The 21,862-nt window shown below is 65.9% G+C and carries 19 protein-coding genes; 5 read left to right on the top strand and 14 right to left on the bottom strand.

All coding sequences use genetic code 11. The features are described 5' to 3' along the window. Nucleotides 1–40 precede the first annotated feature (40 nt). Both D2V17_RS05650 and D2V17_RS05645 read left to right on the top strand, forming a co-directional pair. Nucleotides 41–2,104: a S9 family peptidase gene (locus tag D2V17_RS05650; protein WP_281270547.1), complete on the top strand. Its 2,064-nt coding sequence runs from the start codon at nt 41–43 to the stop codon at nt 2,102–2,104. Continuing rightward, on the top strand, nt 2,101–2,517 hold the full coding sequence (locus D2V17_RS05645) for an acyl-CoA thioesterase (RefSeq protein WP_119592116.1): 417 nt from the start codon (nt 2,101–2,103) through the stop codon (nt 2,515–2,517). Before D2V17_RS05650 ends, D2V17_RS05645 begins: the two co-directional genes overlap by 4 nt. Here D2V17_RS05645 and D2V17_RS05640 read toward each other — a convergent pair. The 3 genes from D2V17_RS05640 to ald form a co-directional block, all read right to left on the bottom strand. Then, complete coding sequence (locus tag D2V17_RS05640; RefSeq protein ID WP_119592115.1) at nt 2,504–3,172, bottom strand: class I SAM-dependent methyltransferase; 669 nt, start codon at nt 3,170–3,172, stop codon at nt 2,504–2,506. The genes D2V17_RS05645 and D2V17_RS05640 overlap by 14 nt on opposite strands. Nucleotides 3,173–3,502: 330 nt before the next feature. Continuing rightward, nucleotides 3,503–4,597, bottom strand: a complete 1,095-nt coding sequence (locus D2V17_RS05635; RefSeq protein WP_119592114.1) for an FUSC family protein — start codon at nt 4,595–4,597, stop codon at nt 3,503–3,505. 152 nt (nt 4,598–4,749) lie between these two features. After that, the gene (gene ald, locus D2V17_RS05630) at nt 4,750–5,865 is read right to left on the bottom strand and encodes an alanine dehydrogenase (protein WP_119592113.1); all 1,116 of its coding nucleotides are present in this window, start codon (nt 5,863–5,865) and stop codon (nt 4,750–4,752) included. 96 nt (nt 5,866–5,961) lie between these two features. Here ald and D2V17_RS05625 point away from each other — a divergent pair, with 96 nt between their 5' ends. Then, the gene (locus D2V17_RS05625) at nt 5,962–6,603 is read left to right on the top strand and encodes a flavin reductase family protein (protein ID WP_119592112.1); all 642 of its coding nucleotides are present in this window, start codon (nt 5,962–5,964) and stop codon (nt 6,601–6,603) included. Here the strand turns inward: D2V17_RS05625 and D2V17_RS05620 are convergent. The 5 genes from D2V17_RS05620 to D2V17_RS05605 all read right to left on the bottom strand — a co-directional run bounded on the left by D2V17_RS05620 (nt 6,600) and on the right by D2V17_RS05605 (nt 11,114). Then, nucleotides 6,600–8,069: a helicase HerA domain-containing protein gene (locus tag D2V17_RS05620; RefSeq protein WP_119592111.1), complete on the bottom strand. Its 1,470-nt coding sequence runs from the start codon at nt 8,067–8,069 to the stop codon at nt 6,600–6,602. The two genes, D2V17_RS05625 and D2V17_RS05620, sit on opposite strands and share 4 nt — an antisense overlap. A gap of 69 nt (nt 8,070–8,138) precedes the next feature. Then, nucleotides 8,139–9,089, bottom strand: coding sequence for a hypothetical protein (locus D2V17_RS05615; RefSeq protein WP_245978557.1), 951 nt, complete (start codon nt 9,087–9,089; stop codon nt 8,139–8,141). After that, complete coding sequence (locus tag D2V17_RS21895; RefSeq protein WP_281270546.1) at nt 9,089–9,502, bottom strand: hypothetical protein; 414 nt, start codon at nt 9,500–9,502, stop codon at nt 9,089–9,091. Before D2V17_RS21895 ends, D2V17_RS05615 begins: the two co-directional genes overlap by 1 nt. A 42-nt stretch (nt 9,503–9,544) precedes the next feature. Further along, the gene (locus tag D2V17_RS05610; RefSeq protein WP_119592110.1) at nt 9,545–9,865 is read right to left on the bottom strand and encodes a DUF2946 family protein; all 321 of its coding nucleotides are present in this window, start codon (nt 9,863–9,865) and stop codon (nt 9,545–9,547) included. Nucleotides 9,866–9,872: 7 nt separating this feature from the next. Further along, nucleotides 9,873–11,114, bottom strand: a complete 1,242-nt coding sequence (locus D2V17_RS05605) for an SGNH/GDSL hydrolase family protein (RefSeq protein WP_119592109.1) — start codon at nt 11,112–11,114, stop codon at nt 9,873–9,875. A gap of 118 nt (nt 11,115–11,232) precedes the next feature. Here D2V17_RS05605 and D2V17_RS05600 point away from each other — a divergent pair, with 118 nt between their 5' ends. Beyond that, entirely contained in the window at nt 11,233–12,807 is a 1,575-nt protein-coding gene (locus D2V17_RS05600) for a DUF6351 family protein (protein ID WP_119592108.1), read from the top strand. A gap of 141 nt (nt 12,808–12,948) precedes the next feature. On the opposite strand, the gene rimK is transcribed toward D2V17_RS05600, so the two are convergent. The 4 genes from rimK to D2V17_RS05580 form a co-directional block, all read right to left on the bottom strand. Further along, nucleotides 12,949–13,860: a 30S ribosomal protein S6--L-glutamate ligase gene (gene rimK / locus D2V17_RS05595; protein WP_119592107.1), complete on the bottom strand. Its 912-nt coding sequence runs from the start codon at nt 13,858–13,860 to the stop codon at nt 12,949–12,951. Then, nucleotides 13,857–14,351: an ATP-dependent zinc protease family protein gene (locus D2V17_RS05590; RefSeq protein WP_119592106.1), complete on the bottom strand. Its 495-nt coding sequence runs from the start codon at nt 14,349–14,351 to the stop codon at nt 13,857–13,859. The genes rimK and D2V17_RS05590 overlap by 4 nt, the downstream gene beginning before the upstream one ends. Before the next feature lie 11 nt (nt 14,352–14,362). After that, a complete protein-coding gene (locus D2V17_RS05585; protein ID WP_119592105.1) occupies nt 14,363–16,735 on the bottom strand; it encodes a DNA translocase FtsK in 2,373 nt (790 codons plus the stop codon). Between the two features lie 68 nt (nt 16,736–16,803). Continuing rightward, nucleotides 16,804–17,346, bottom strand: coding sequence for a thiamine phosphate synthase (locus tag D2V17_RS05580; protein ID WP_119592104.1), 543 nt, complete (start codon nt 17,344–17,346; stop codon nt 16,804–16,806). 20 nt (nt 17,347–17,366) lie between these two features. On the opposite strand from D2V17_RS05580, the gene D2V17_RS05575 reads away from it, so the two are divergent. Beyond that, on the top strand, nt 17,367–18,035 hold the full coding sequence (locus tag D2V17_RS05575; protein ID WP_119592103.1) for a YggS family pyridoxal phosphate-dependent enzyme: 669 nt from the start codon (nt 17,367–17,369) through the stop codon (nt 18,033–18,035). Nucleotides 18,036–18,042: 7 nt separating this feature from the next. Here D2V17_RS05575 and D2V17_RS05570 read toward each other — a convergent pair whose 3' ends face one another. Both D2V17_RS05570 and D2V17_RS05565 read right to left on the bottom strand, forming a co-directional pair. Beyond that, a complete protein-coding gene (locus tag D2V17_RS05570) occupies nt 18,043–18,651 on the bottom strand; it encodes a response regulator transcription factor (RefSeq protein WP_220474067.1) in 609 nt (202 codons plus the stop codon). A 339-nt stretch (nt 18,652–18,990) separates the two neighbouring features. Continuing rightward, entirely contained in the window at nt 18,991–21,768 is a 2,778-nt protein-coding gene (locus tag D2V17_RS05565; RefSeq protein ID WP_119592101.1) for a [protein-PII] uridylyltransferase, read from the bottom strand. Nucleotides 21,769–21,862 lie beyond the last annotated feature (94 nt).

The raw sequence follows: 21,862 nt of genomic DNA, 5'->3' as shown, positions 1-21,862 counted from the left end.
GCGTCCCGCAACCTCGCGGGCCAGACAGCAAGGATCGCATGTGAGCAAGAATAGTGAAGTGTCGCCGCCGGTTGCCGAGATGCGCGCGCACGAGGTCAGCCACCATGGCCGCACGATTTCCGACCCCTATGCCTGGCTGCGCGATCCGAAATATCCGGAGATTGACGATCCGGCGGTGCTCGATCACCTGAAGGCCGAAAACGCTTTCTTCGAAGCGCAGATGGGCGCGCGCAAGCCGCTGGTCGACGCGCTGTTCGCCGAGATGCGCGGGCGGATCAAGGAGGCCGACAGCTCGGTGCCGCAGAAGGACGGCGACTGGGTCTACTGGACCGAATACGAGGAAGGCGGCGAATATGCCCGCTACTGGCGTCGTCCGGCGGAAGGCGGCGAGGCGCAGTGCTACCTCGACGGGCCCAAGCTCGCCGAGGGGCACGACTATTTCAGTCTCAACGACGTATCGGTGAGCGAGAACGGGCGCTTGCTCGCCTATTCGGTCGATACCAACGGCTCGGAACGCTACACCGCGAAAGTGGTCGATCTGGAGACCGGCGAGGCCCTGAGCGACGTCATCCCAGACACCAACACCGCGCTGGTCTGGGCGGCGGACGACACCATGCTGGTCTATGGCCGCGCCAATGCGCAGTGGCGGGTCGATTCGATCCTCGTGCACCGGCTGGGCAGCGATGCGGCGGCGGATGTCGAGATCTTCCACGAGGACCGCACCGGCTTCACCGCCGGCGTGGGCCTGACGGGCAAGCGCGACTGGCTGATCGTCTCGACCGGCGACCATGCCACCAGCGAGATCCGCCTGCTGCCGGTGGGCGATCCGCTGGGCGAGGCGCTGCTCGTCAAGCCAGCGCGCGAGGAGGTCGAATATGGCATCGATGTGCATGGGCAAACGATCTACATCTGGACCAACGACACCCACATCAACTTCCGCCTCGCCAAGGCCCCGCTCGCCGATCCGGGCAACTGGCTCGAGGTGATCCCCGGTTCGGACGACTTCTATCTCACCGGCTTCGACCTTTACGAGGGCTTCTTCGTCACCGAGGGGCGGCTGGCCGGGCTCGACCAGATCGCGATCCACTCCTACGACGCACCGCGCGAGGGCAAGCCGATCACCTTCCCCGAGGCGACCTATTCGGCGAGCCTTGTCGGCAACCCTGAGTGGGACGTGGACACGATCCGGCTCACCTATTCCTCGATGGTCGCGCCGCACACGGTTTACGACTATCATGTCGCCAGCGGCGAGCTGGAAACACGCAAGGTGCAGGAGATACCCTCCGGCTACGACGCCTCGCTCTACACCAGCGAGCGGCTGATGATCCCGGCGCGCGACGGGACGGAAATTCCGGTGAGTGTGGTCTATCGCAAGGATCGTGCTCAGGGCGGCCCGCTGCACCTCTATGGCTACGGCGCTTACGGCATCGCCATCGACCCCTCGTTCTCGACCACGCGGCTGAGCCTCGTTGACCGGGGCTTTGCCTATGCCATCGCCCATATCCGCGGCGGCGACGATTTGGGCCGCGCATGGTACAACGCGGGCAAGCGCGAGCAGCGCACCAATGCCTTCAACGACTTCGAAGACGTCGCGCGCGGTCTGATCGCACTGGGCTACACCGCGCCGGGAAAGATCAGTTCGAGCGGCGGCTCGGCGGGCGGCGAGCTGATGGGCGCGGTGATCAATCAGGCGCCCGAACTGTTCGGCGCGGTGGTGGCGCATGTGCCCTTCGTGGATGTGCTTAACACGATGCTCGACGAGAGCCTGCCGCTGACGCCCGGCGAATGGCCCGAGTGGGGCAACCCCATCGAGGACGTGGCCGCCTTCGACCTTATCGCCAGCTACTCGCCTTACGATCAGGTGCGCGCGCAAGGCTATCCGCCGCTGATGGTGACGGCGGGGCTGAACGATCCGCGCGTGACCTACTGGGAGCCCGCCAAGTGGGTGGCGAAACTGCGTGAGCTGAAGACCGACGGGAACGTGCTGCTGCTCAAGACCAACATGGGCGCGGGCCACGCGGGTAAGACCGGGCGCTTCGAGGGCCTCAAGGAAGTGGCCGAGGAGGTTGCCTTCATCCTGTGGCAGCTGGGGATCGAGCAGTGAGCAACCGCCACCAGCAGACCTTCACCGCTTTGCCGGAGCACATCGATGCCAACGGCCATGTGAACAACGCGGTGTGGGTGCGCTGGATGGAGGAGCTGGCGGTGGCGCACTGGCTGGCCGATGCTCTGCCCGAGCATGTCGAGGCCTATGCCTGGGTCGTGACCCGGCACGAGATCGACTATCGCGGCAACGTGCAGCTGGGCGCGGAGGTTATGGGTGTGACCGAGATCCGCGAGGGGCCGAGGGGTGTGCGCTTCACCCGCCACTTCGCCTTCACCGACGCCGAGGGCCGCGAACTGGTCCGCGCCAGAACAAGCTGGGCGATGGTCGCGCGCGATACGTTCCGGGTGATGCGCGTGCCCGCCGAGGTGGCGAAGCCGTTTGCGCCTGAGGGCGGCTTTATCCCTGAGTAACGGGCGTAAAGCGATAAAGCTGGTAAAACCGTCCGAGGTTCGAGCGCATAGGAAAGGGCTCGACGTCAAGGTGCCAGTCCGGGGCAACCACCTTGCCTATCCTCACATAGTCCCATGAATAGGAAAACGGTGTCGTATCCACCATCCTGTTGTCAGCCAGGTTGCGGTTTCGAATGACTTTTCCTTCTTCGCCGAGCCAAGGCTCAAGAAGGAACACACCGCGCTTCGCGACTCGTATCATCGATCGAAATACTGTTTCAGGGTCAGGCAGATGATCAAGGACAGACACCGTATAGATTACGTCGAAGGCGTTGTCCGGGAGCACTTCCAAAGCGCGTTCATCGGCAACCGCCAAGTTCAGCCCCTGCTCACGTCCCCAGGCAATCGCGGCCTCGTTAATGTCGATACCAGAGATAAAGGTGCCGGGCAGCTTCTCTGAGATTACCGCGAGGTTCTTTCCCGCGTTGCAGCCAAATTCGAAAACTGACGCTGGATCCAGCTGGGCGATTCTATCAGCGATAAAGTCGGACCATGGTTGTTTCGTTTTGTAGTATTCGAAATCAACGCCGGACCAGTAGTTCTTGGCGCTCTCCGCCTCGTTGTTTGCAAAGCGGTCGTTGCCCTCAATGTCGAAGTCCTTGGTCGGCTCGGTCATTATCCACCTTTTTATTTTTGCGCGTTTCTGGGCGTGCAATGCGATATGCAATGCTTGTCTAGGGCGAGTTCTGCAGCGAGAAAAGCTTGAGCGCCAGCTACTAGCGCCAAGATCTGAAAATCCTCACCTATCACTTGCGCTCCAATAGCGGCAGCTACCCTGCCAGCTATCCGGACAACATAGCGATGCGCATGGTGCAAAATCGGCAGGAAGGTTGAGGCATGCACGGCGCGTGGCGTTCTGCCTTCGGCCCAGATGCGCTTCCGATAGGCTCACGCTTAGCGGTGGTGGATATGGCCGGATTTCCGACAGGCCAGCATTCCGGGAATGCTACCGCCTACGTGGTGCCAAGCGTTCGAGCGCGGCCAGAATGTGCCTGCGGATCGATGGTCGATGGATACATACCCCGCCAAGCACGCCCATCAGCGAGCCGAGTACGGTATCAGCAAATCTGGCGATCAGCAGAGGGGTGGCATCGGCGCTGCCGGTATGTGTCGATTCCGCCAGGGCAATCGCTAACGGCGTGATAAACACTGCGGCCATTGCGTAGTGCCGGACGATGATCGTCTCTACGCAAAAGAGCAACAATGGCACCGCAATGGCAAAGTGCCATGGCGAAGTCGCGAAGCGAAACAACAGCCAGGTCAGCCCCAATCCGACCAGAGTGCCGACCACCCGCTGTACCTGCCGGTTCCACACCAGCCGAAGCCGCGAACCTTGTATGACGGCGAGGCAACTGACGGGAACCCAGTAGGGCTTGTCGAATGACAGAAGCTCGGCAAACGCGAGCGACAATCCCGTAACGACGCCGATAATCACGGAATCGACCAGCACCTCGTCAAGAATATCGCTTGGCGGGCTCTGGACCGGCAAGGGATCGCGTCTCCGCAATATGTGCAGGCTGTAGATGAACGAAACTGCCACGGCGAACACACTGCCCAGGGCAAACAATCCGAGATTCCGGGGAAGCTGCCCGATTGTGCCCGGAGCATATGCGCCAATGGCCGCCGCCATCACGAAGAATAAGGGCCCGGGCGGTGCAATCCTGAAATAGCGGCAAGCCATGGTCACCAGCAGGGATACGAGTGCGATTATGGGCACGCGCAATTCCGGCACCAGTTTCGCCGTGTGTCCAAGGGCGAAGCTGGCGATCATGGCGCAAGATACGGCCATCACAGTCACCATGCGCAGGTCAAGCTTGGTTCGCGGCAGGTAGACGATCGTCATGGCCCCGATCGAGGCGATGGCGCCCGCGGCAAGGTTTCCCAGCCAGGCACCGAGCATCATCGGCAGGCCAGAGGCCACAGCTATGGCAAAGGGTAACTGCCAAGGGCGGTCGCTCTTGCTGGGGGCGAAATACTCTACGTATTCCCGCCGTACAAATTCACGAAAAGAGGAGGCCGGAGGCGCGTCTTTTTCTGCCATAATGGAAGCGTCTAAGCGTCGCGCCGAGATCAGTCCATTCGTTGTCCGCAAGCGGGTGATCAGCGAACATTCTCTCGCAAGCTCCTGGTGCCCGCTTCGTGGCGTTTGCTGACAGCCGGCTACTGCGACCGAAGCTCCAGAAGCAGCCCCGCCTACCCCAGAACCTCACCCACCGGCAGCAGCTCATACCCAAGCTCCTCCGCCACCGCCGGATAGGTCACGCGGCCCGCGTGGACGTTCAGCCCCTGCGCCAGATGCGGATCGCTCCGCAGCGCTTCCTTCCAGCCCAAGTCGGCGATCCGCAAGGCATGCGGCAGCGTCACGTTGTTCAGGGCATAGGTCGAGGTGCGGCTCACCGCGCCGGGCATGTTGGCGACGCAGTAGTGCACCACGCCGTCCACCACATAGGTCGGATCGTCATGGGTGGTCGCGCGGCTGGTCTCGAAGCAGCCGCCCTGATCGATCGCCACATCGACCAGCACTGCGCCGGGCTTCATCGTGCCGAGCATCGCGCGCGTCACCAGCTTGGGCGCGGCGGCGCCGGGCACCAGCACCGCGCCGATCACGAGGTCCGCCTCGCTCACCGCGTCCTCAAGGTTGGCCTTGTTCGAGAAACGGGTCGAGGCCCGCGCCTCGAAATGGGTGCCGACCCGTTCGAGCACTTCGGGGTCGCGGTCCATGATCACCACGTCCGCGCCAAGCCCCGCCGCCATCTGCGCCGCGTTGAACCCGACCACGCCGCCGCCGATCACCACGACCTTGCCCGGCATCACCCCCGGCACCCCGCCCAGCAGCACCCCGCGCCCGCCATGGGCCTTCTCCAGTGCGGTCGCACCCGCCTGAATGCTCATGCGCCCGGCCACCTGGCTCATCGGCTTGAGCAAGGGCAGGGTGCGGTTCGGGCCGGTGACGGTCTCGTAAGCGATACAGGTCGCGCCCGATTTCACCAGATCGGCGGTCTGCTCGGGGTCGGGGGCGAGGTGAAGGTAGGTGTAAAGCAACTGGCCCTCGCGCAGTTGGGCGCGCTCTTCGGCCTGCGGCTCCTTCACCTTCACCACCATCTCACATTCGGCGAAGATCGGCTCCGGCCCGGCGACGATCTTTGCCCCGGCGGCCACGTATTGTGCATCGTGCGCGCCGATGCCTTCCCCCGCGCCGCTTTCGATCCACACCTCATGGCCGTGCGAGGCCAGCTCTTTTGCGCTCTCGGGGGTCAGGCCCACCCGATATTCGCGGTTCTTGATCTCGCGGGGGCAACCGATGCGCATGTCCGTCTCCTTGGCTGGTGAATATAGTTACATATGAAACTGTATCGGTGCAATCGCCACGTTGCACTGGTGCAGGCCAGTAGTTACTTGATGCGAATGCAATTCACGATGGACGCACTCGATCCCGCGACCCGCTACAAACTGCTGGTCAACACCATCACCCCGCGCCCGATTGCCTGGGTGCTGAGCCAGGACGGCGAGGGGCGGCACAACGCTGCGCCCTATTCGTTCTTCAACGCGATGGGGGGCACTCCGCCGCTGCTGGCGATCGGCGTGTCTCCCGATGGGCAGCGCGAGGGCGTGGCCGAGAAGGACAGCCTCGCCAATATCCGCGCGTCCGGCGAGTTCGCGGTGGCGCTGGTGAGCGAGCCGCAGGCCGAGGCGATGAGCCTCAGCGCGACCAATGCCCCGCCCGAAGTGAGCGAGTTCGAGCTGGCGGGCCTTGAGGCGATAGCGGCCACGCGCGTTGCCGCGCCGCTGTTGAAGGGCGCGCCGGTGCAGTTCGAATGCCGCCTGTGGCAGTTCATCGAGACCGCCCCCCACGCCGGGATCGTGCTTGGCGAGGTGCTCGTCACCCATATCGAGGACCGCTTTCTTGGTGAGGAAAACGGGCGGCTGCGGATCGACAATCCGGCGATGCAGCTGGTGGGGCGCACCTATGGTGCGGGCGAATATGTCCGCAATGCCGCGCCGCTGCATCTGGACCGCAAGAGCTGGTCCGAGCTTGGGCGCGACTAGCTCGCGAATTCTTCCAGTCCCGGCACGGTGATCGTGCGTTCTCCGCCGAAGTCCTCGCGCACCGTGATCAGGCCGGTCTTTTCCAGATGGTCGAGCAGGCGGCGGATGCGCCCCGGCGACGAGCTGCCATAGACGCGGGCCAGTTCTTCCTCGTCGGGCGCGTTGCGGCCCTCGGCGGCGGCGGCGGCAATGGCGAGGAACGGCGCGAGGACATCGTCGTCGACCCCTTGCGCGAGTTGCTCCACCGCCGCGCGGCGTGAGGGATCGAGCCGTTCGAGTCCGGCGCTGGCATGGGCGAACAGGCGGCGGAACTGCGCCATGTCGATATGGGCGCTGGGCACGCGGCGCTCGCGGCAGCGGATCGCGAAGCTGCGGAACAGGCTCGCCAGCGACTGGAAGGTCGCGCCCTCTTCGCGCGCCATCTCGGCCAGCACCTGCTCGACCGAGCCATCGGGCGGCGGCGGGGCGGCGGGAGTTTCCGGGCCGTCCCTATCGGCAGCGGCGGGAATGGCATCGTCGTCCTGCGCGTGGGCGATGGTGTCGGCGAGGTCCTCCATCGCCGGGCGCGGCGGCGGGGCGGGGCGCTGGGGTTGCGGGGCAGCGGCTTCCTCGGCCAGCGAATCGTGGAGCAGCGCCTCCATCCCCTCGGTCGAGAGGCCGGGCAGCGGCACGAGGCCGGAAGCAGCGTTCTTGCCACCGGTCGTCACCGAGCCGATCTTCACCGCCACCGGCTTGCGGCTCACCGCCGGACCGAGGCCGAGGAAGTGGCCGCATTGCAGGTCGCGGATACGCTCGGCCTGCTTGCGGTCCATGCCGAGCAGGTCGGCGGCGCGCTGCATGTCGATATCGAGGAAGGTGCGCCCCATCAGGAAGTTCGAGGCCTCGGCGGCGACGTTCTTGGCGAGCTTGGCCAGCCGCTGGGTGGCGACGATTCCGGCGAGGCCGCGCTTTCGCCCGCGGCACATCAGGTTGGTCATCGCCGTCAGCGTCATCCGGCGGGTGTCTTCGGCCATCTCGCCGGCGGCGGCGGGCGCGAACATCTGCGCCTCGTCGACCACTACGAGCGCCGGGAACCAGTGTTCGCGCGGGGCGTCGAACATGGCGGTGAGGAACAGCGCGGCGCAGCGGATCTGCTGTTCGACTTCCAGATCGTCGAGGCTGAGCACGACCGAGGCGCGGTGCTGGCGGATGCGCCCGGCCAGCGCCTCGATCTCGCGGCTGGTGTAGCTGCCGCCCTCGATCACGATATGACCATACTCTTTGGCCAGGCTGACGAAGTCGCCCTCGGGGTCGATCACCACCTGTTGCACCATTTGTGCGCTCTGTTCGAGCAGGCGGCGCAGCAGGTGCGACTTGCCGCTGCCCGAATTGCCCTGCACCAGCAGGCGCGTGGCGAGCAGTTCCTCGACATCGACGTGGACGGCCCCGCCACCCGAATCCTGTCCTATTTCGATCTGCGCCCGCATCGGGGCAGACTTAGGCGATGGGACTGCGGGCGGAAAGGCCGCCTGTGTCATTTATCCAGTGCTTGCACCCTATCGCCCAAGCGAAAGCTTGGCGAACAGGGTGTAGCCCATCGGGTTATCCCCATAGGCCGCATCGAGCACCGAGGGTTTGAGGAACTTCGCCGCACTGCCGCCCAGCGCAAGGCTGAACGCATCGCCCAGCGGCAGGGTATAGGCATAGCCTGCCTGCAGCTTGGTGATGCGGAAGGCCTGATCGTGCAGCGGATCGTCATGATCGTGGAAAAGCTCATCGTTGAGCACGTTTTCGACCCGGCCGAACAGGCTGTGGCGCTTGGTTATGTCCCAGTTCACCTCGCCCAGCCAGGCGGTTAGCGTGTCGCCCGGAACGCGGTTCTTGGCCGAGAAAGCGGCGAGCGCCGACAGGCCCTTGCCCGAATTGTACTGCACGCTGGCGGTGGTGCGCGCCTCGTCCTCGCCGGGGTGGAGCGCTTCGGGTTCCTTGATCCGGCCGTAGCTTGCCTGCACCAGCCAGTTGTCGGACGGGGCAAGACTGGCGCGCACCGACCAGCTATCGAGCTTGGGGGTTTCGATGCCCCAGCGCTCCTCGTCGGGTTCGGCGCCGCGGAAGGCGCTTCCTTCGAGCTGCCAGCCGCGCCCGGCGAGGCCAGCCGTGACCACGCCATAGGTGATGTGGGTGGAATCGAACCAGTGATGGGTGATCGGGGCCTCGGGATTGAGCCGGGCCGAAGCGCGGTGCATGAAGGCCGAGGGGCCGAGCGCAGGCTCGCCAACCGGGCCGCCGTAGACGAAGCCGGTGAGATTGTCGGCCAGATCGAGGTCGACACGCGCGGCCAGCTCCATGAACAGATCGTGCGGGTGCTGGCGGTCGACCAGCGGTTCGCCGTTGGCGGTCTCGCCGGTGGCGAAGAGGTTGGGATAGCCGCGCGCCGACATCAGCGGCTCGGCGCTGAGCATGGTGCGCAGTTGCACCCGGCCACCCGCGAAGGGCCGCTCGGCCATCAGCATGGCCATCGACTGGACATAGGTGGGTCGTCACCGCGCGGGCCGGTCTGCTCGGAGTGGACGAGCCAGCCATAGCCGTGCGCCATGGCCTGCCACTCGCCGCCGAGGTCGATGTGGATGCCGGGCATCATGCCCTCGGCAGCCGGCAGCAGCGCGGTGCCCGAGCCGCCGGCGGCGCCGCTGGGGTTGGGAGACATCATGGCGGAGTGGCCCATGGCGGGATGATCCATGGCACTGTGGTCCATTGGGCCGTGACCCATGGCGGAGTGGTCCATGGCCGTGTGGTCCATGGCCGTGTGGTCCATGGACGAGTGATCCATGGCCGAATGGTCCATGGTGGAGTGATCCTGCGCCAGCACGGGCAGGGGCACCAGCGCCACAGCGGCGCCGGCAAGCAATGCAATTTTCATCGAACTAATCCTGACTGATCGAAACGAGGGCTTCGTTTGCGGTCAGGCGGCTCGCGGAGGGGGCGGGATCGGGGCGCTCGCCAGCGAAGCAAGCGGGCGGGCGAGCGGGCGGTCTTTCGGCAGGCGATAGGTCGTGGGCGCGCGGTCTGGCAGCGCGCTTGCGAAGGGCAGGGCGCAACCGGGGCAGCTGTGCGCGAGCTGGCGTTGGTCGCCCTCGGGATGCTGCTGGTGATCGGGCGCGGGCATGGTGTGGCAATCGGCCATGGCCGGCGCATTGGCAGCCTGCGCCGGGCGTGGCTGGCCCATCGCCAGTGCGGCCAGCAGGACAGCAAGGATCACCATGAGGCGCATGAAGCGCCCCATAGCGCGTTCAGTCGGCGGAGAACAGCGTCAGATCAATGCTCTCGCCAACCGCGCGCAGGCCTGCGTCGGAGCCGTGCAGGTGATCGCCCATGTGATAGCCCTCGCGCATCTGCTGCGGATCGGCGGGATCGGCAAAGGCTTCGTCGAAGCGAACCACTGCGTCGAACTCGCCCGAGGTGAGGATCCAGTCGTTGATCGCCTGCCGCGCGGCTTCGCCTTCCTCGCTCCAATAGGCCGCGCCCTTGTATGGCCCGATCGGCGAGGCAATCACCGTGATGCCCTTCTCGTGCGCGCGGGCGATCAGCTGGCGGAAGCCCGCGATCATCTGCGCCACGTCGATTTCCGGCTGGTCAAACGTGAGACCGGGCATGCCTCCCCGCTGGGGGCCATAGCGGTTGCCGATGTCGTTCACGCCTTCGAACACGATCATGTGGGTGACATTGGGCAGCGAGAGCACATCCTCGTCGAACCGGGCGAGCGCGCTTTCGCCCATGCCGGGGCTGAGCACGCGGTTGCCCGAGATCGCGGCATTGGCCACCGCATATTCCATCCCCGCCGCTTCGAGCCGCTCGGCCAGCACATCGGGCCAGCGCCGGTCCGCGCCCGGTGTCGAGCCGACCCCGTCGGTGATCGAATCGCCAAAGGCCACGATGGTGCCCATCGCATCGGGCGAGAGCACCTCGACCGTTTGCAGGAAGGCGCGATACTGCGCGGTTGTGACCGGGGCGAAGTCCTCGTCCACATGGTTGCCCGGAGCCGACACGGTGAGATCATCAAGGCCGGTCAGGTGGCAGGAGCAGGGACCGGTCGCTTCGGGCAGATAGATCACGACCCTGGCCTTCTGGAAGTCCTCGCTGGCCAGCTCCACCACATCGCTGACGAAAGGCGCGCCGCGCGGGATCACCGCCTCTTCCGCCCCGCCGAAGGTGAGCGGACGGCTGGTGCCCGGAACCTCCGCGCCGCTGTCGTCGAGCAGCACGATGCGCGCTTCGTCGATGCGCAAGGGGGCGGGGCCATAGCGGTTGGTGAAGCGCACCCGCAGCGCCGAGCCGCCTTCGGACAGGCGGATGGTCTGCGCGAGGGTAACGTCCTCGAAGCCGGGGGCGGCGAACGGTCCTTCGGTGGTGAGCGGGGCGTGGGGGCTGGCGGTCCAGCTGCCGACCCAGCGGCCTTCCTGCGCATGGGCCGCGCCGGTCCAGAGCATCGCGGTCAGCGCCGCCGTTGCGAGAACATGCCGCATCATCATCATTTCCCTCTCCTGTTTCGAGACAGACTAGCCTTGCCTGCTTGAGAGGCAATCGGAACAATTGTCGCTCGGCGCTGCGCTTGCTAATCTTCGCGCAAAACAGGGGCCGGGAGAGACCACCATGCGCAAGTCCATCGTTATCGCCAGCCTGCTGGCCTCCGCTACGCTGCCGCTGGCAAGCGCTCCTGCCCAGCAGGCGAGCCTCGCGGCCAATGACGCCGCCGCCCGTTGCACGGCGCTCGCCGGCATGGTGGCGGATGGGGTGGAGATCACCTCGGCCAGCTTCCATCCCGAGGGCAGCACGCTTCCCGCGACGCCCGGCTCGCCCCCCATCACCAAGCCGCCGCATTGCCTGGTCGAGGGTGTGATCAACCGCCGCGTGGGCGCGGGCGGGGTCGAATATGGGATCGGCTTCGAGCTGGCGCTGCCGGTGGAGTGGAACGGGCGCTATCTGTTGCAAGGCGGGGGCGGATTGAACGGCGTGGTGCGCCCGGCGGTCGGCCCGGTCGCAGCGGGCAAGGACAACGCGCTCAGCCGGGGGTTCGCCGTCGCCAGCCACGACAGCGGGCACAAGGGTGAGGTGTTCGACCAGAGCTTCATGGCCGATCAGCGCGCCGCGCTCGACTTTGCCGAAGCGGCGGTGCCGCGCGTAACCGAAGTGACCCGCGCGCTGACCGGCCGCTATTACGGGCAAGCGCCGCATCATTCCTATATGGCGGGTTGCTCGACGGGCGGGCGCGAAGGGATGCTGGCGAGCCAGCGCTATCCCGAGCTGTTCGACGGGATCGTGATCGGCGCACCCGCGATGCGGCCGGGCCATTCGAACCTCAGTATCGAATATGCGCAGGTGATGCTCAACCGCACTTTGGCTGCGGGCGAGGAAGGCCCGGCGGGGATCGTGGGCGAGCAGCGCGCTGCCATCCGCCGCGAGGTGCTGCGCCAGTGCGACGCACTCGACGGCAAGGCCGATGGGATGATTATGAACGTCGAGGCCTGCCGCGCCTTCGATCCGCAGGGCCTCGTGTGCAAGCCGGGCGAGAGCGGCAGCTGTCTCAGCCAGTCGCAGGCCGATGCGCTGGCCGCTGGCCTTGCCGGGCCGCGCGACGGCAGCGGGCGGGCCAGCTACGTCGCCTATCCGTGGGATACGGGCATCGCCTTCGACGGAGCGGGCCTCCCCGGTTTCGTGCCGATGGGCCAGCCGGGTGTGTTCGGCCCCGCCAGCACCGCGCGCGAGATGGATGTCGATGCGCGGCTGCACGCGGTGCGCTGGGATGCGGTGGGCCGCCTCACCGATACCCCCTACTGGACGAACCTTTCCACCTACCTCGGACGCGGTTCGAAGCTGATGTTCTTCCACGGCGTGTCCGACCCGTGGTTCTCGGCCTTCGACACCTGGGACTATTTCCAGCGTGCGCGCGAGGCCAATGGCGTGGACCAATGGGACAACGCCGCGCGCTTCTACATGGTGCCGGGAATGTCGCACTGCGCGGGCGGCGACACCTTCGACCAGTTCGACCTGCTTGGGCCGATGGTCGACTGGGTCGAGCAGGGCAAGGCGCCGGGCGCGGTTGACGCGTTCCGCATGAGCGGCGGGCCGGAGAGTATGAAACTATGCCCGCACCCGTCCTACGCGCACTACGAAAGCGGCGAGGCCTTGCGCGCGGGCAGTTACACCTGCCGGATGCCCTCTTCCTAGGACGCCCCCCATATGCCTTGCTCCCCTCCCCTTGGGGAGGGGCTGGGGGTGGGGGCTCGACGCTGGTTGGCGTGGAACCCCCATCCCAACCCTTCCCCATGGGGAAGGGCTTAGCAACGCTCCGCTCTGGGAAGGCCGGGCTCAGCCCTTGCCGCGCGTCTTGGTGCGGCCCTTGGCGGCGTTTTCCTCAAGGAAGGCGATGATCTTGCCCGCCACGTCGGTGTTGGTCGCCTTCTCCAGTCCCTCCAGACCGGGCGAGGAATTGACCTCCATCACCACCGGCCCATGGTTCGAGCGCAGCATGTCCACGCCGCACACGTTCAGCCCCATGATCTTGGCCGAGCGGACGGCGGTCGAGCGTTCTTCCGCCGTAATGCGGATCTTCTCGGCATGGCCGCCGCGGTGGATGTTGCTGCGGAAATCGTCTGCCGCCCCGGTGCGCTGCATCGCGGCGACCACCTTGCCGCCCACCACCAGCGCGCGGATATCGGTGCCGTTCGCTTCCTTGATGAACTCCTGCGCGAGGATATGCACGTTGGCGCTGCGGAAGGCTTCGAACACCGACTTGGCCGAACGCGGCGTGTCGGCCAGTACCACGCCGATCCCCTGCGTGCCCTCCAGAAGCTTGATCACCACCGGTGCACCGCCCGCGATGGCCAGCACCTGCTCGGCCTGCTTGGCGGAGTGGGCAAAGGCGGTGACCGGCAGGCCGATCCCGCGCCGCGCCAGCAGCTGCATCGAGCGCAGCTTGTCGCGGCTGCGCCCGATCGAGACGCTCTCGTTCAGCGGGTAGACGTCCATCATCTCGAACTGGCGCAGCACGGCGGTGCCATAGAACGTGACCGAGGCGCCGATGCGCGGGATCACCGCGTCGAAATCCTTGGGGCCGATCACGCGGCCATCATAGTGCACCGTGGGCCGGTGCGAGGTGATGTCCATGAAGCAGCGCAGCGTGTTCAGGATCTCGATCGTATGACCGCGCTCCTCCGCCGCCTCGACCAGCCGGCGGTGGGTGTAGAGATTGGGATTGCGGGCGAGCATCGCCAGTTTCATGCAGAGAGGTCCTTGGCCTTGGCAGGCACATCGTGGTCGAGCAGGAATTTTGCGGAAGGATCGACAAGGAACAGCTTACCCAGTCCCTTGCGACCGACGAGAATCTGATAGCGCATCTCCTTGCGATTCGTCAGCGTAAACTCGCGCTTTCGTGTTACGTTTCCGAGTTTGAGCATGGTCACGATCACGGCCCGCTCCTCGACCGCGCCATTGCTGCTTTTCACAGCCCGGAAATCGCGGATTTCGACGTCCCAGTGCACGGTCTTGCGCCGCTCGCCGGGAGGGCGGACATATTTGGTGATCCTCGCCCGGTGCTGTCCGTTCGCATCGACATAGGGCGCGATGCGGTCGACATGGAGCGAGGAGGTCCGCGCGCCGGTGTCGATCTTGGCCTTCTCGCGCACAAGGCCGAGTTCGGGCAGATCGACATGCTCCAGCCAGCCGACCTTCTTGGCGACAGGGGCAGGCTTGGCGGAAGCGCGTTTGGGCATGGCGCGCGCCGTTAGAGCGGATTGCCGTCCTTGTCGCGATAAATGTCGCGGCGGCCGACATGGTTGGCCGGGCCGACGAGGCCGTCCTCCTCCATCCGCTCGATCCACTTGGCGGCGGTGTTGTAGCCCACGCCCATCTGCCGCTGGAGCCAGGAGCCGCTCGCCTTCTGGTTCTCGATCACGATCTGGCAGGCCTGACGGTACTTGCGCTCTTCGGGATTGTCCGAAGCGGTGAACTCGTCCTCGAAGTCGAAGCCGCCGTCAGCCGGTTCCTCGGTGACCGAATCGACATATTGCGGCGTGCCCTGTTTGCGCCAGTGCTCGGCCACCCGCTCGACCTCCTCGTCGGAGACGAAGGGCCCGTGCACGCGCATGATCGCGCCCGAGAGCGGTTTATAGAGCATGTCGCCCTTGCCCAGCAGCTGCTCGGCGCCCTGTTCGCCAATAATCGTGCGGCTGTCGATGCGGCTGGAGACGGCGAAGCTGATGCGGGTCGGCAGGTTGGCCTTGATGACGCCGGTGATGACGTCGACCGAGGGGCGCTGGGTGGCGGTGATCACGTGGATGCCGGCGGCGCGGCTCTTCTGGCACAGGCGCTGGATCAGCCCCTCGATCTCCTTGCCGACCACCAGCATGAGGTCGGCCAGCTCGTCGACGATGACCACGATCTGCGGCATCACCGAATATTCGAGCAGCTCTTCCTCGATCAGCGGTTCGCCGGTGTCGGGGTCGAACCCGGTCTGCACCGTGCGCTGGAGCGGCTTGCCCTTGGCGGCGGCGGCACGCACCCGCTCGTTGAACCCGGCAAGGTTGCGCGCGCCGACATCGCTCATCATCCGGTAGCGCCGCTCCATTTCCTCGACCGCCCACTTCAGCGCGCGCACGGCCTTGGGCGGCTCGGTCACGACCTCGGCCAGCAGGTGCGGGATATGCTCGTAGCTTTTCAGTTCGAGCACCTTGGGATCGATCAGGATCATCCGGCACTGGTCCGGCCCGAAGCGGTAAAGCAGCGATAGCAGAATGGTGTTAAGCCCGACCGACTTGCCCGAGCCGGTGGTGCCCGCCACCAGCAGGTGGGGCATGGCGGCAAGGTCGGCGACGATCGGTTCGCCCGCGATATCCTTGCCGAGGATGATCGGCAGCGATCCGCCGTGGTCGGCAAAGGCGGCCGAGGCGACCATCTCCTTGAAGTTGACCATCTGCCGCTGGGCATTGGGCAGTTCGATGCCCATCACGGTCTTGCCGGGAATCGGGGCCACGCGCGCGGAGATCGCGCTCATGTTGCGGGCGATGTCTTCGGCAAGGCCGATCACCCGGCTGGCCTTGATGCCGGGGGCGGGCTCCAGCTCGTACATCGTGACCACCGGGCCGGTGCGCACGGCGGTGATCTCGCCCTTGACGTTAAAGTCGTCGAGCACGGTTTCGAGCAGGCGGGCATTGCGCTCAAGCGCCAGCTTGTCGAGCTTGGGAGCCGCGTTCTCGGGCGGGTCGGCGAGGATGTCGAGGCCGGGGAGCTGGTAGTCGGCGAAGAGGTCGGTCTGGTCCTTGGCCTTCGACGGGGTGGCGCGGCGCGGAGCGGCGGCGGGGTCGACAATCGTGGTCTGGCGACGCGCGGCGGCGGGGGAGGTGGCTGGCTCGTCGCCTGCATCGCTCTCGTCGTCGGCCTCGGGCAGGGTGTCGGCCTTGCGCTGGCGCTGGCGGGCTTCCTCGCGGAACGGGTTGGCGGGCTGCGACAGCCGGGGCGGATTGCGCAGCAGCTCGGGCAGGGTGAGGAAACGGCTCCAGTCGAGCGCGAAGACCCGTCCGGCCAAAATCGCTCCGCCGACAAGGCAGGCAACGCCCGCTGCGCCAATCGCCCAGGGCTGGACACCAGCGGGCAGCAGCGAGGCGAGCGCGGTAATCAGCCGCTCGCCGAGCAGGCCGACGAGGCCGCCGGTCGAGGCGGGCAGGCTCCAGTCGCGCGGGGTCGAAACCAGCGACAGCACGCTGGCGAGCAGCGCCATCGCCACCAGCAGCAGCCCGACCGTGCGCCACCAGCGCCCGTCCCAGTGCTCGTCCTCGTCGGCGTCGCGCCACAGCTTGCGACCGAACACGAAGGTGAGCGGGAGCAGCAGCGCCGAGACGAAGCCGAAGCCGGTCAGCGCCAGATCGGCCACTATCGCGCCGGGCGCGCCCATCCAGTTGCCGATGGTGTCGCCCGCTGCGGTGGAGAGCGAGGCGTCGGTCTGGGTGTAGCTGATGAGGGCGAAGGCGAGGAACAGCGTGAAGGCGAACAGCAGCGCGCCCCCGGTCAGCTGCAGGCTGCGGGTCAGCGAATAGCGGAAGACGGCGCGCCAGTCCGCGCTGTCATTGGTCCCCGCCGAAGGGGCAGAGCGGCTTGCCATGTGGGTGTCCTCGATAAGCGTCCCGCTGCGAGAATCGCAGACGGCGGCGGCGGGGTCAAGTTCGCTGGCTAGAGCGCGCTTAGCCCGTCGATGGCCGCCCAGCGCTGTGCGCCGAGCTGGCGGGCCGTCAGCGCGGTCATCCCGCCGAGCGCGATGACGGGCATTTGCGCATGGGCGGCAAGCAGGCGCCAGCGCACCGGCCCCAGGTGCGGCGCGCCGGGGTGCGAGCGGGTGGCGAAGGCGGGCGAGAGCATCACCGCATCGGCGCGCTTGCGGTTGGCCTGCGCGATCTCACGCAGTGAGTGCGCGGTGGCGATCTGCACCAGCCCCTTGCGCTGCGGGTAGAGCGCGAGCGGTGCACCATAGGTGCCCGCAGCGCCCCACTCGCGGGCGGTCAGGGCGCTGTCGGAGAGCACCAGAAGGTGGCCGCGGGCAAGGCACAGGTCGCGCAAGGTCCACCAGCGGGCGATGCGCTCGTGCGGAGGGAGGTGGTAGTGCCGGTAAACGAAGCCACTGCCGCGCGGCAGGCGCATGAGGGCCGTTTCGAGCACGCTGTCGTTGCGGGCGTCCGAGATCAGCCAAAGGTGCGGGAGGGACTGGCTTTGGGGCATGGCATCGCTATAGCGCTCGCATGACTGAGAATGCGAGTTCCCGTTTGGCAGAGATCCGCGCCGAAGTGGCGCAGGCCTGCAAGATCGCCCGCCGCAAGCCGGAAGATGTCACGCTGATCGCGATCAGCAAGACGCACCCGGCTGAGGCGATCACCCCGCTGATCGCAGCGGGCCAGCGCGTGTTCGGCGAAAACCGGGTGCAGGAAGCGCAGGGCAAGTGGCCCGAACTGATCGAGCGCCACAGCGACATCGCGCTGCACCTCGTGGGCCAGTTGCAGTCGAACAAGGCCGAGGACGCGGTGGCGCTGTTCGATTGCATTCACTCGCTTGACCGGCCCTCGCTGGTGGGGGCGCTGGCCAAGGCGATGGACAAGCGCGATAAACGGGTCGACCTGTTCGTGCAGGTGAACATCGGTGCCGAGGAGCAGAAGGGCGGCTGTGCGATTGCCGATCTGCCGGGCCTGCTCGATCAGGCGCGCGCGGCTGAGCTGCCGGTGGTCGGGCTGATGTGCGTGCCGCCGGCAGGGATCGAGGCGGCCCCGTTCTTCGCGCTGCTGGCCAAGCTCGCCGACGATCACGGCCTGCCCGGTCGCAGCATGGGCATGAGCGGCGACTTTGCCACCGCGGTGAAGCTGGGCGCAACGCACCTGCGCGTGGGCAGCGCGCTGTTCGGTGCGCGCGAGGGCTAGCTAGTCCTCAGTCTTCGTCGAGCCCGGCATAGATGCCGATGCGGATGGCATCGGAGGTCGACTGCATCGGCAGCTTCTTGAGCAGGTTGGCGCGGTGAATCTCCACCGTGCGCGGGCTGATCCCGAGGTTGAGCGCGATCACCTTGTTGCAATGGCCGCGCGTCATCTGACGCAGCACGTCGACTTCGCGCGGGGAAAGCTGCGAAATGGCGGAATTGGCCGCCGATTGCTTCGAACGCAGGCGCGCCAGCGAAAGCTGTTCGGGTGTCATGGTGACGGCGCGCTTCAGATCTTCCTTGGTCAGCGGCCAGACGTGATAGTTGAGCGCGCCGTTAAGCATCGCCGAAACGATCCGCTGCGGCGAGGGATCTTCCGAATAAACCGATGCCGGCAGGCTGAATTCGACGGCCTGCGTCGTGCGCATGACCTCGGCGATCGTAGCCGTGCCGTCGTTATCGGCGGACAGGACATAGCCATCGCGCCGCACGAGTTTCGCAAACTCGTCGAGATCCTGGCACGGCTCGGCATGGAGGCCGACCTCGTAGCTCATTTTTGCGATTTGCGCGCGGCGGCGGCTGTCAGAATCGATGACATAAATGCGGTCAAGAGGTGCCATTCCCTGGGCTTGTGCAACCATTCTTGCTTTCCTTCATGTCACCTAACTACGTGACTTCCCTTATCCGAACACGGTAATCAAGTTTTCACAACGGATCGCATAAGTAAATACACTTATTTCTGAAGTTGCGGTTAACCGGCTGGCGTGCGGTTGGCGGAAAAAAGCGATTGTAAAACATGCAAATGGGGCATTTGTCAGTTCTCTGACCGCAGTCATCGCGTCTTGTACGGTCAACCAGACCGGAGCCCGGATTAAGGCTCGGGCAAGGAACTGCGGCGCCCTCGCCACCGCCCGCGCGAGGCAGCGGGCCTTGGTGCGCATGCGCCTGTTGGCTTTGCGCTACTGCGCTGTGGCCGCCTCGGCTTCGAACTCGGGTTCGCCCGCGGCAATCGCTTCGAGCAGGGCCTGCCTGACCTTGTCGAGCCGCTCCTTGCTGGTGATCTTGGTGCCGAGCAGGTCGGTCACATAGAAGGTATCGACCGCGCGTTCGCCATATTGGGTGATGTGGGCCGAGTTGATCAGCAGGCTGGTTTCGAACATCGCCCGTGTCAGCCGGTTGAGCAGCGCGGGCCGGTCGGTGGCGTTTACCTCGATCACGGTGAAGCGGTTGGAGGCCTCGTTGTCGAACAGGATCATCGGTTTGACGTGGAAGTTCTCGGCCCGGCGGCTCTTGAGCGGGCGTTTCTCCAGCCGGGGCACGATATCGATCCGGTTGGCCAGCGCATCCTCGATTGCGGTCTTCAGCCGTTGCAACTGCGCGGGTTCGTCGAACGGCTTGCCGAGCGGGTCCTGCACCAGGAAATTGTCGACCGCCTTGCCGATGCGGTTGGTGTGGATGCGCGCATCGATGATGTTGCCGCCCGCCAGATGGATCGCGCCGGCGATGCGGAAGAACAGGCCAGGATGGTCGTTGCCGATCACGGTGACGAGCGTGGCTCCGAGCGCAGGGTAGAACTCGGTGTGGATCGACAGCTTGTGATCGAGCAGCCGCGCCGCCTCGTAATGCGGCAGGTTGATGGCGATGATGTCCTCGGGCTCGGCGATCCAGTAGGAATCGTCGAAGCGGTCTTCCAGCTGCTCGATAAGCTCTGCCTGCGACCCGAGAATGTCGGCCACCCGTGCCTTCTTGTCGGCCACCCGCGCCTCGCGCCCGTGCGCCTTGTGCCCGAGCCGCAGCCGCTCCTCGGTCAGCTCGTACAGCTCGGTCAGCAACTGGCGTTTCCAGCTGTTCCAGATGCCGGGGCCGACCGCGCGGATATCGACGATGGTGAGCACCGTCAGCAGCCGCAGCCGCTCCATCGAACTGACCTCACCGGCAAAATCGGTGATGGTCTTGTAGTCGGTGAGGTCGCGCTTGAACGAGGTCGCGCTCATCAACAGGTGCTTGGCGACCAGCCAGCTGACCAGTTCGGTCTCGTCCTCGTCGAGCCCCAGCCGCGGGCACAGCTTGAGCGCCACTTCCGCGCCGAGCACCGAATGGTCGCCGCCGCGCCCCTTGGCGATATCGTGCAAGAGCGTCGCGACATAGAGCACTCGCCGGTTGGCGATTTTGGGCAGGATCTGGGTGGCGAGCGGGTGATCCTCGGCAAACTCGCCGCGCTCAATCCTGGCCAGCAGGCCGATCGCGCGGATCGTATGCTCGTCGACCGTATAGTGGTGATACATGTCGAACTGCATCTGCCCGCCGACCTTGCCGAAATCGGGCACGAAGCGGCCGAACACGCCTGCCTCGTTCATTGCGCGCAAAATGGTCTCGGGGTCCCTGTGCCCACACAGCACATCGAGGAACAGCGCATTGGCGCGCGGATCGCGCCGCAGCGCGCGGTCGATCAGGCCGGAATCGCGGCGCAGCATGCGCAGGGTGGCGGGGTGAATCTCCACCCCTTGCGCCTCGGCGACCTTGAACACCTCGATCAGGCGGACCGGATCGGCCTGAAACCAGTCATCCTCAGGCGCGGCCAGCCGCCCGCCGTCGAGCAGATAGCCCGAGACCGTCTCGGTCTTCTTGTTGCGCAGTGAGGAGAAGAACCCGGCAACCCGGCCTTTCTCGACCGCCTCTTCCTCGAAGTGGGCGAGGAACACGCCGGTGAGGTGGCCGACGTGCTGCACTTGCAGGAAATAGAACTGCATGAACCGCTCGACCGCGCTTTTGCCGGGGCGGTCGGCATAGTTCATCCGCCTTGCGACCTCGCGCTGGAGGTCGAAGGTCAGCCGGTCCTCGCCGCGCTTGGCGATGGTGTGGAGGTGGGCGCGCACCGCCAGCAGGAACGATTCCGCCCGCCGGAAGGTGCCATATTCGCGCTGCGTGAACAGGCCCTTGTCGACCAGCTCGGCGGCGTTGCGCACGCGGTAAACGTATTTGCCGATCCAGTAGAGCGTCTGCAGGTCGCGCAGCGCGCCCTTGCCGTCTTTCACATTGGGCTCGACGACATAGCGCGAATCGCCCATCCGCTTGTGACGGGCCTCGCGCTCGGCCAGCTTCTCGGCGACGAACTTCTTCTCGCTCCCGCTCACCACATCGGCGAAGAAGCGCGCGGTGGCCTCGTCGTACAGCGCCTGATCGCCCCACAGGAACCGCCCTTCGAGCAGCGCGGTGCGGATCGTCAGGTCTTCCTTCGCCATGCGCACCATCTCGTCGAGGGAGCGGCTCGAATGGCCGACGGTGAGGTTCAGATCCCACAGGAAGTATAGCATCGCCTCGATCGCCTGTTCGCACCAGGCGGTCGGCTTGCCGGGGGTGAGGAAGGCGATGTCGATATCCGAATGTGGCGCCATCTCGTAACGGCCATAGCCGCCGACCGCGACCAGCGTCAGCCGCTCGCCGGTGCTGCGGTTGTGCGAGGGATAGACGTTGTCGATCACATGATCGTGGACCACGCGGATCAGCTGATCGGCGAGGAAGGCGTGGCCATGGGCGATTTCGTGACCGGCGCTGGGCCGTTCGGTCAGGCGGCGCGCCATCTCGGCGCGACCGGCGGCGAGCGCGGCGCGCAGCAGTTCGACGATTTCGCCTCGCCCGGCCTCGGCCCCCTTGTCCTCGACCACGCGGGTTATCTTCTGGGCGAGGGCGCGCCGGTCGATGACCGCGCGTTGCTTGGGGATCGTCGGAAGGCTCACGACCAGAGCAAATAGAGGGCGGATGGGCGAATTGCAAAGCCGCTGGGCCTTCCAAGCGTCATCCGCCTGTGCCAAAGCGCAGACCGGTCGCGGC

Origin of the sequence: Aurantiacibacter xanthus, assembly GCF_003584015.1 — a bacterium.
GTDB classification, from domain to species: domain Bacteria; phylum Pseudomonadota; class Alphaproteobacteria; order Sphingomonadales; family Sphingomonadaceae; genus Alteraurantiacibacter; species Alteraurantiacibacter xanthus.
This window is presented reverse-complemented; position numbering and strand designations above follow the sequence as displayed.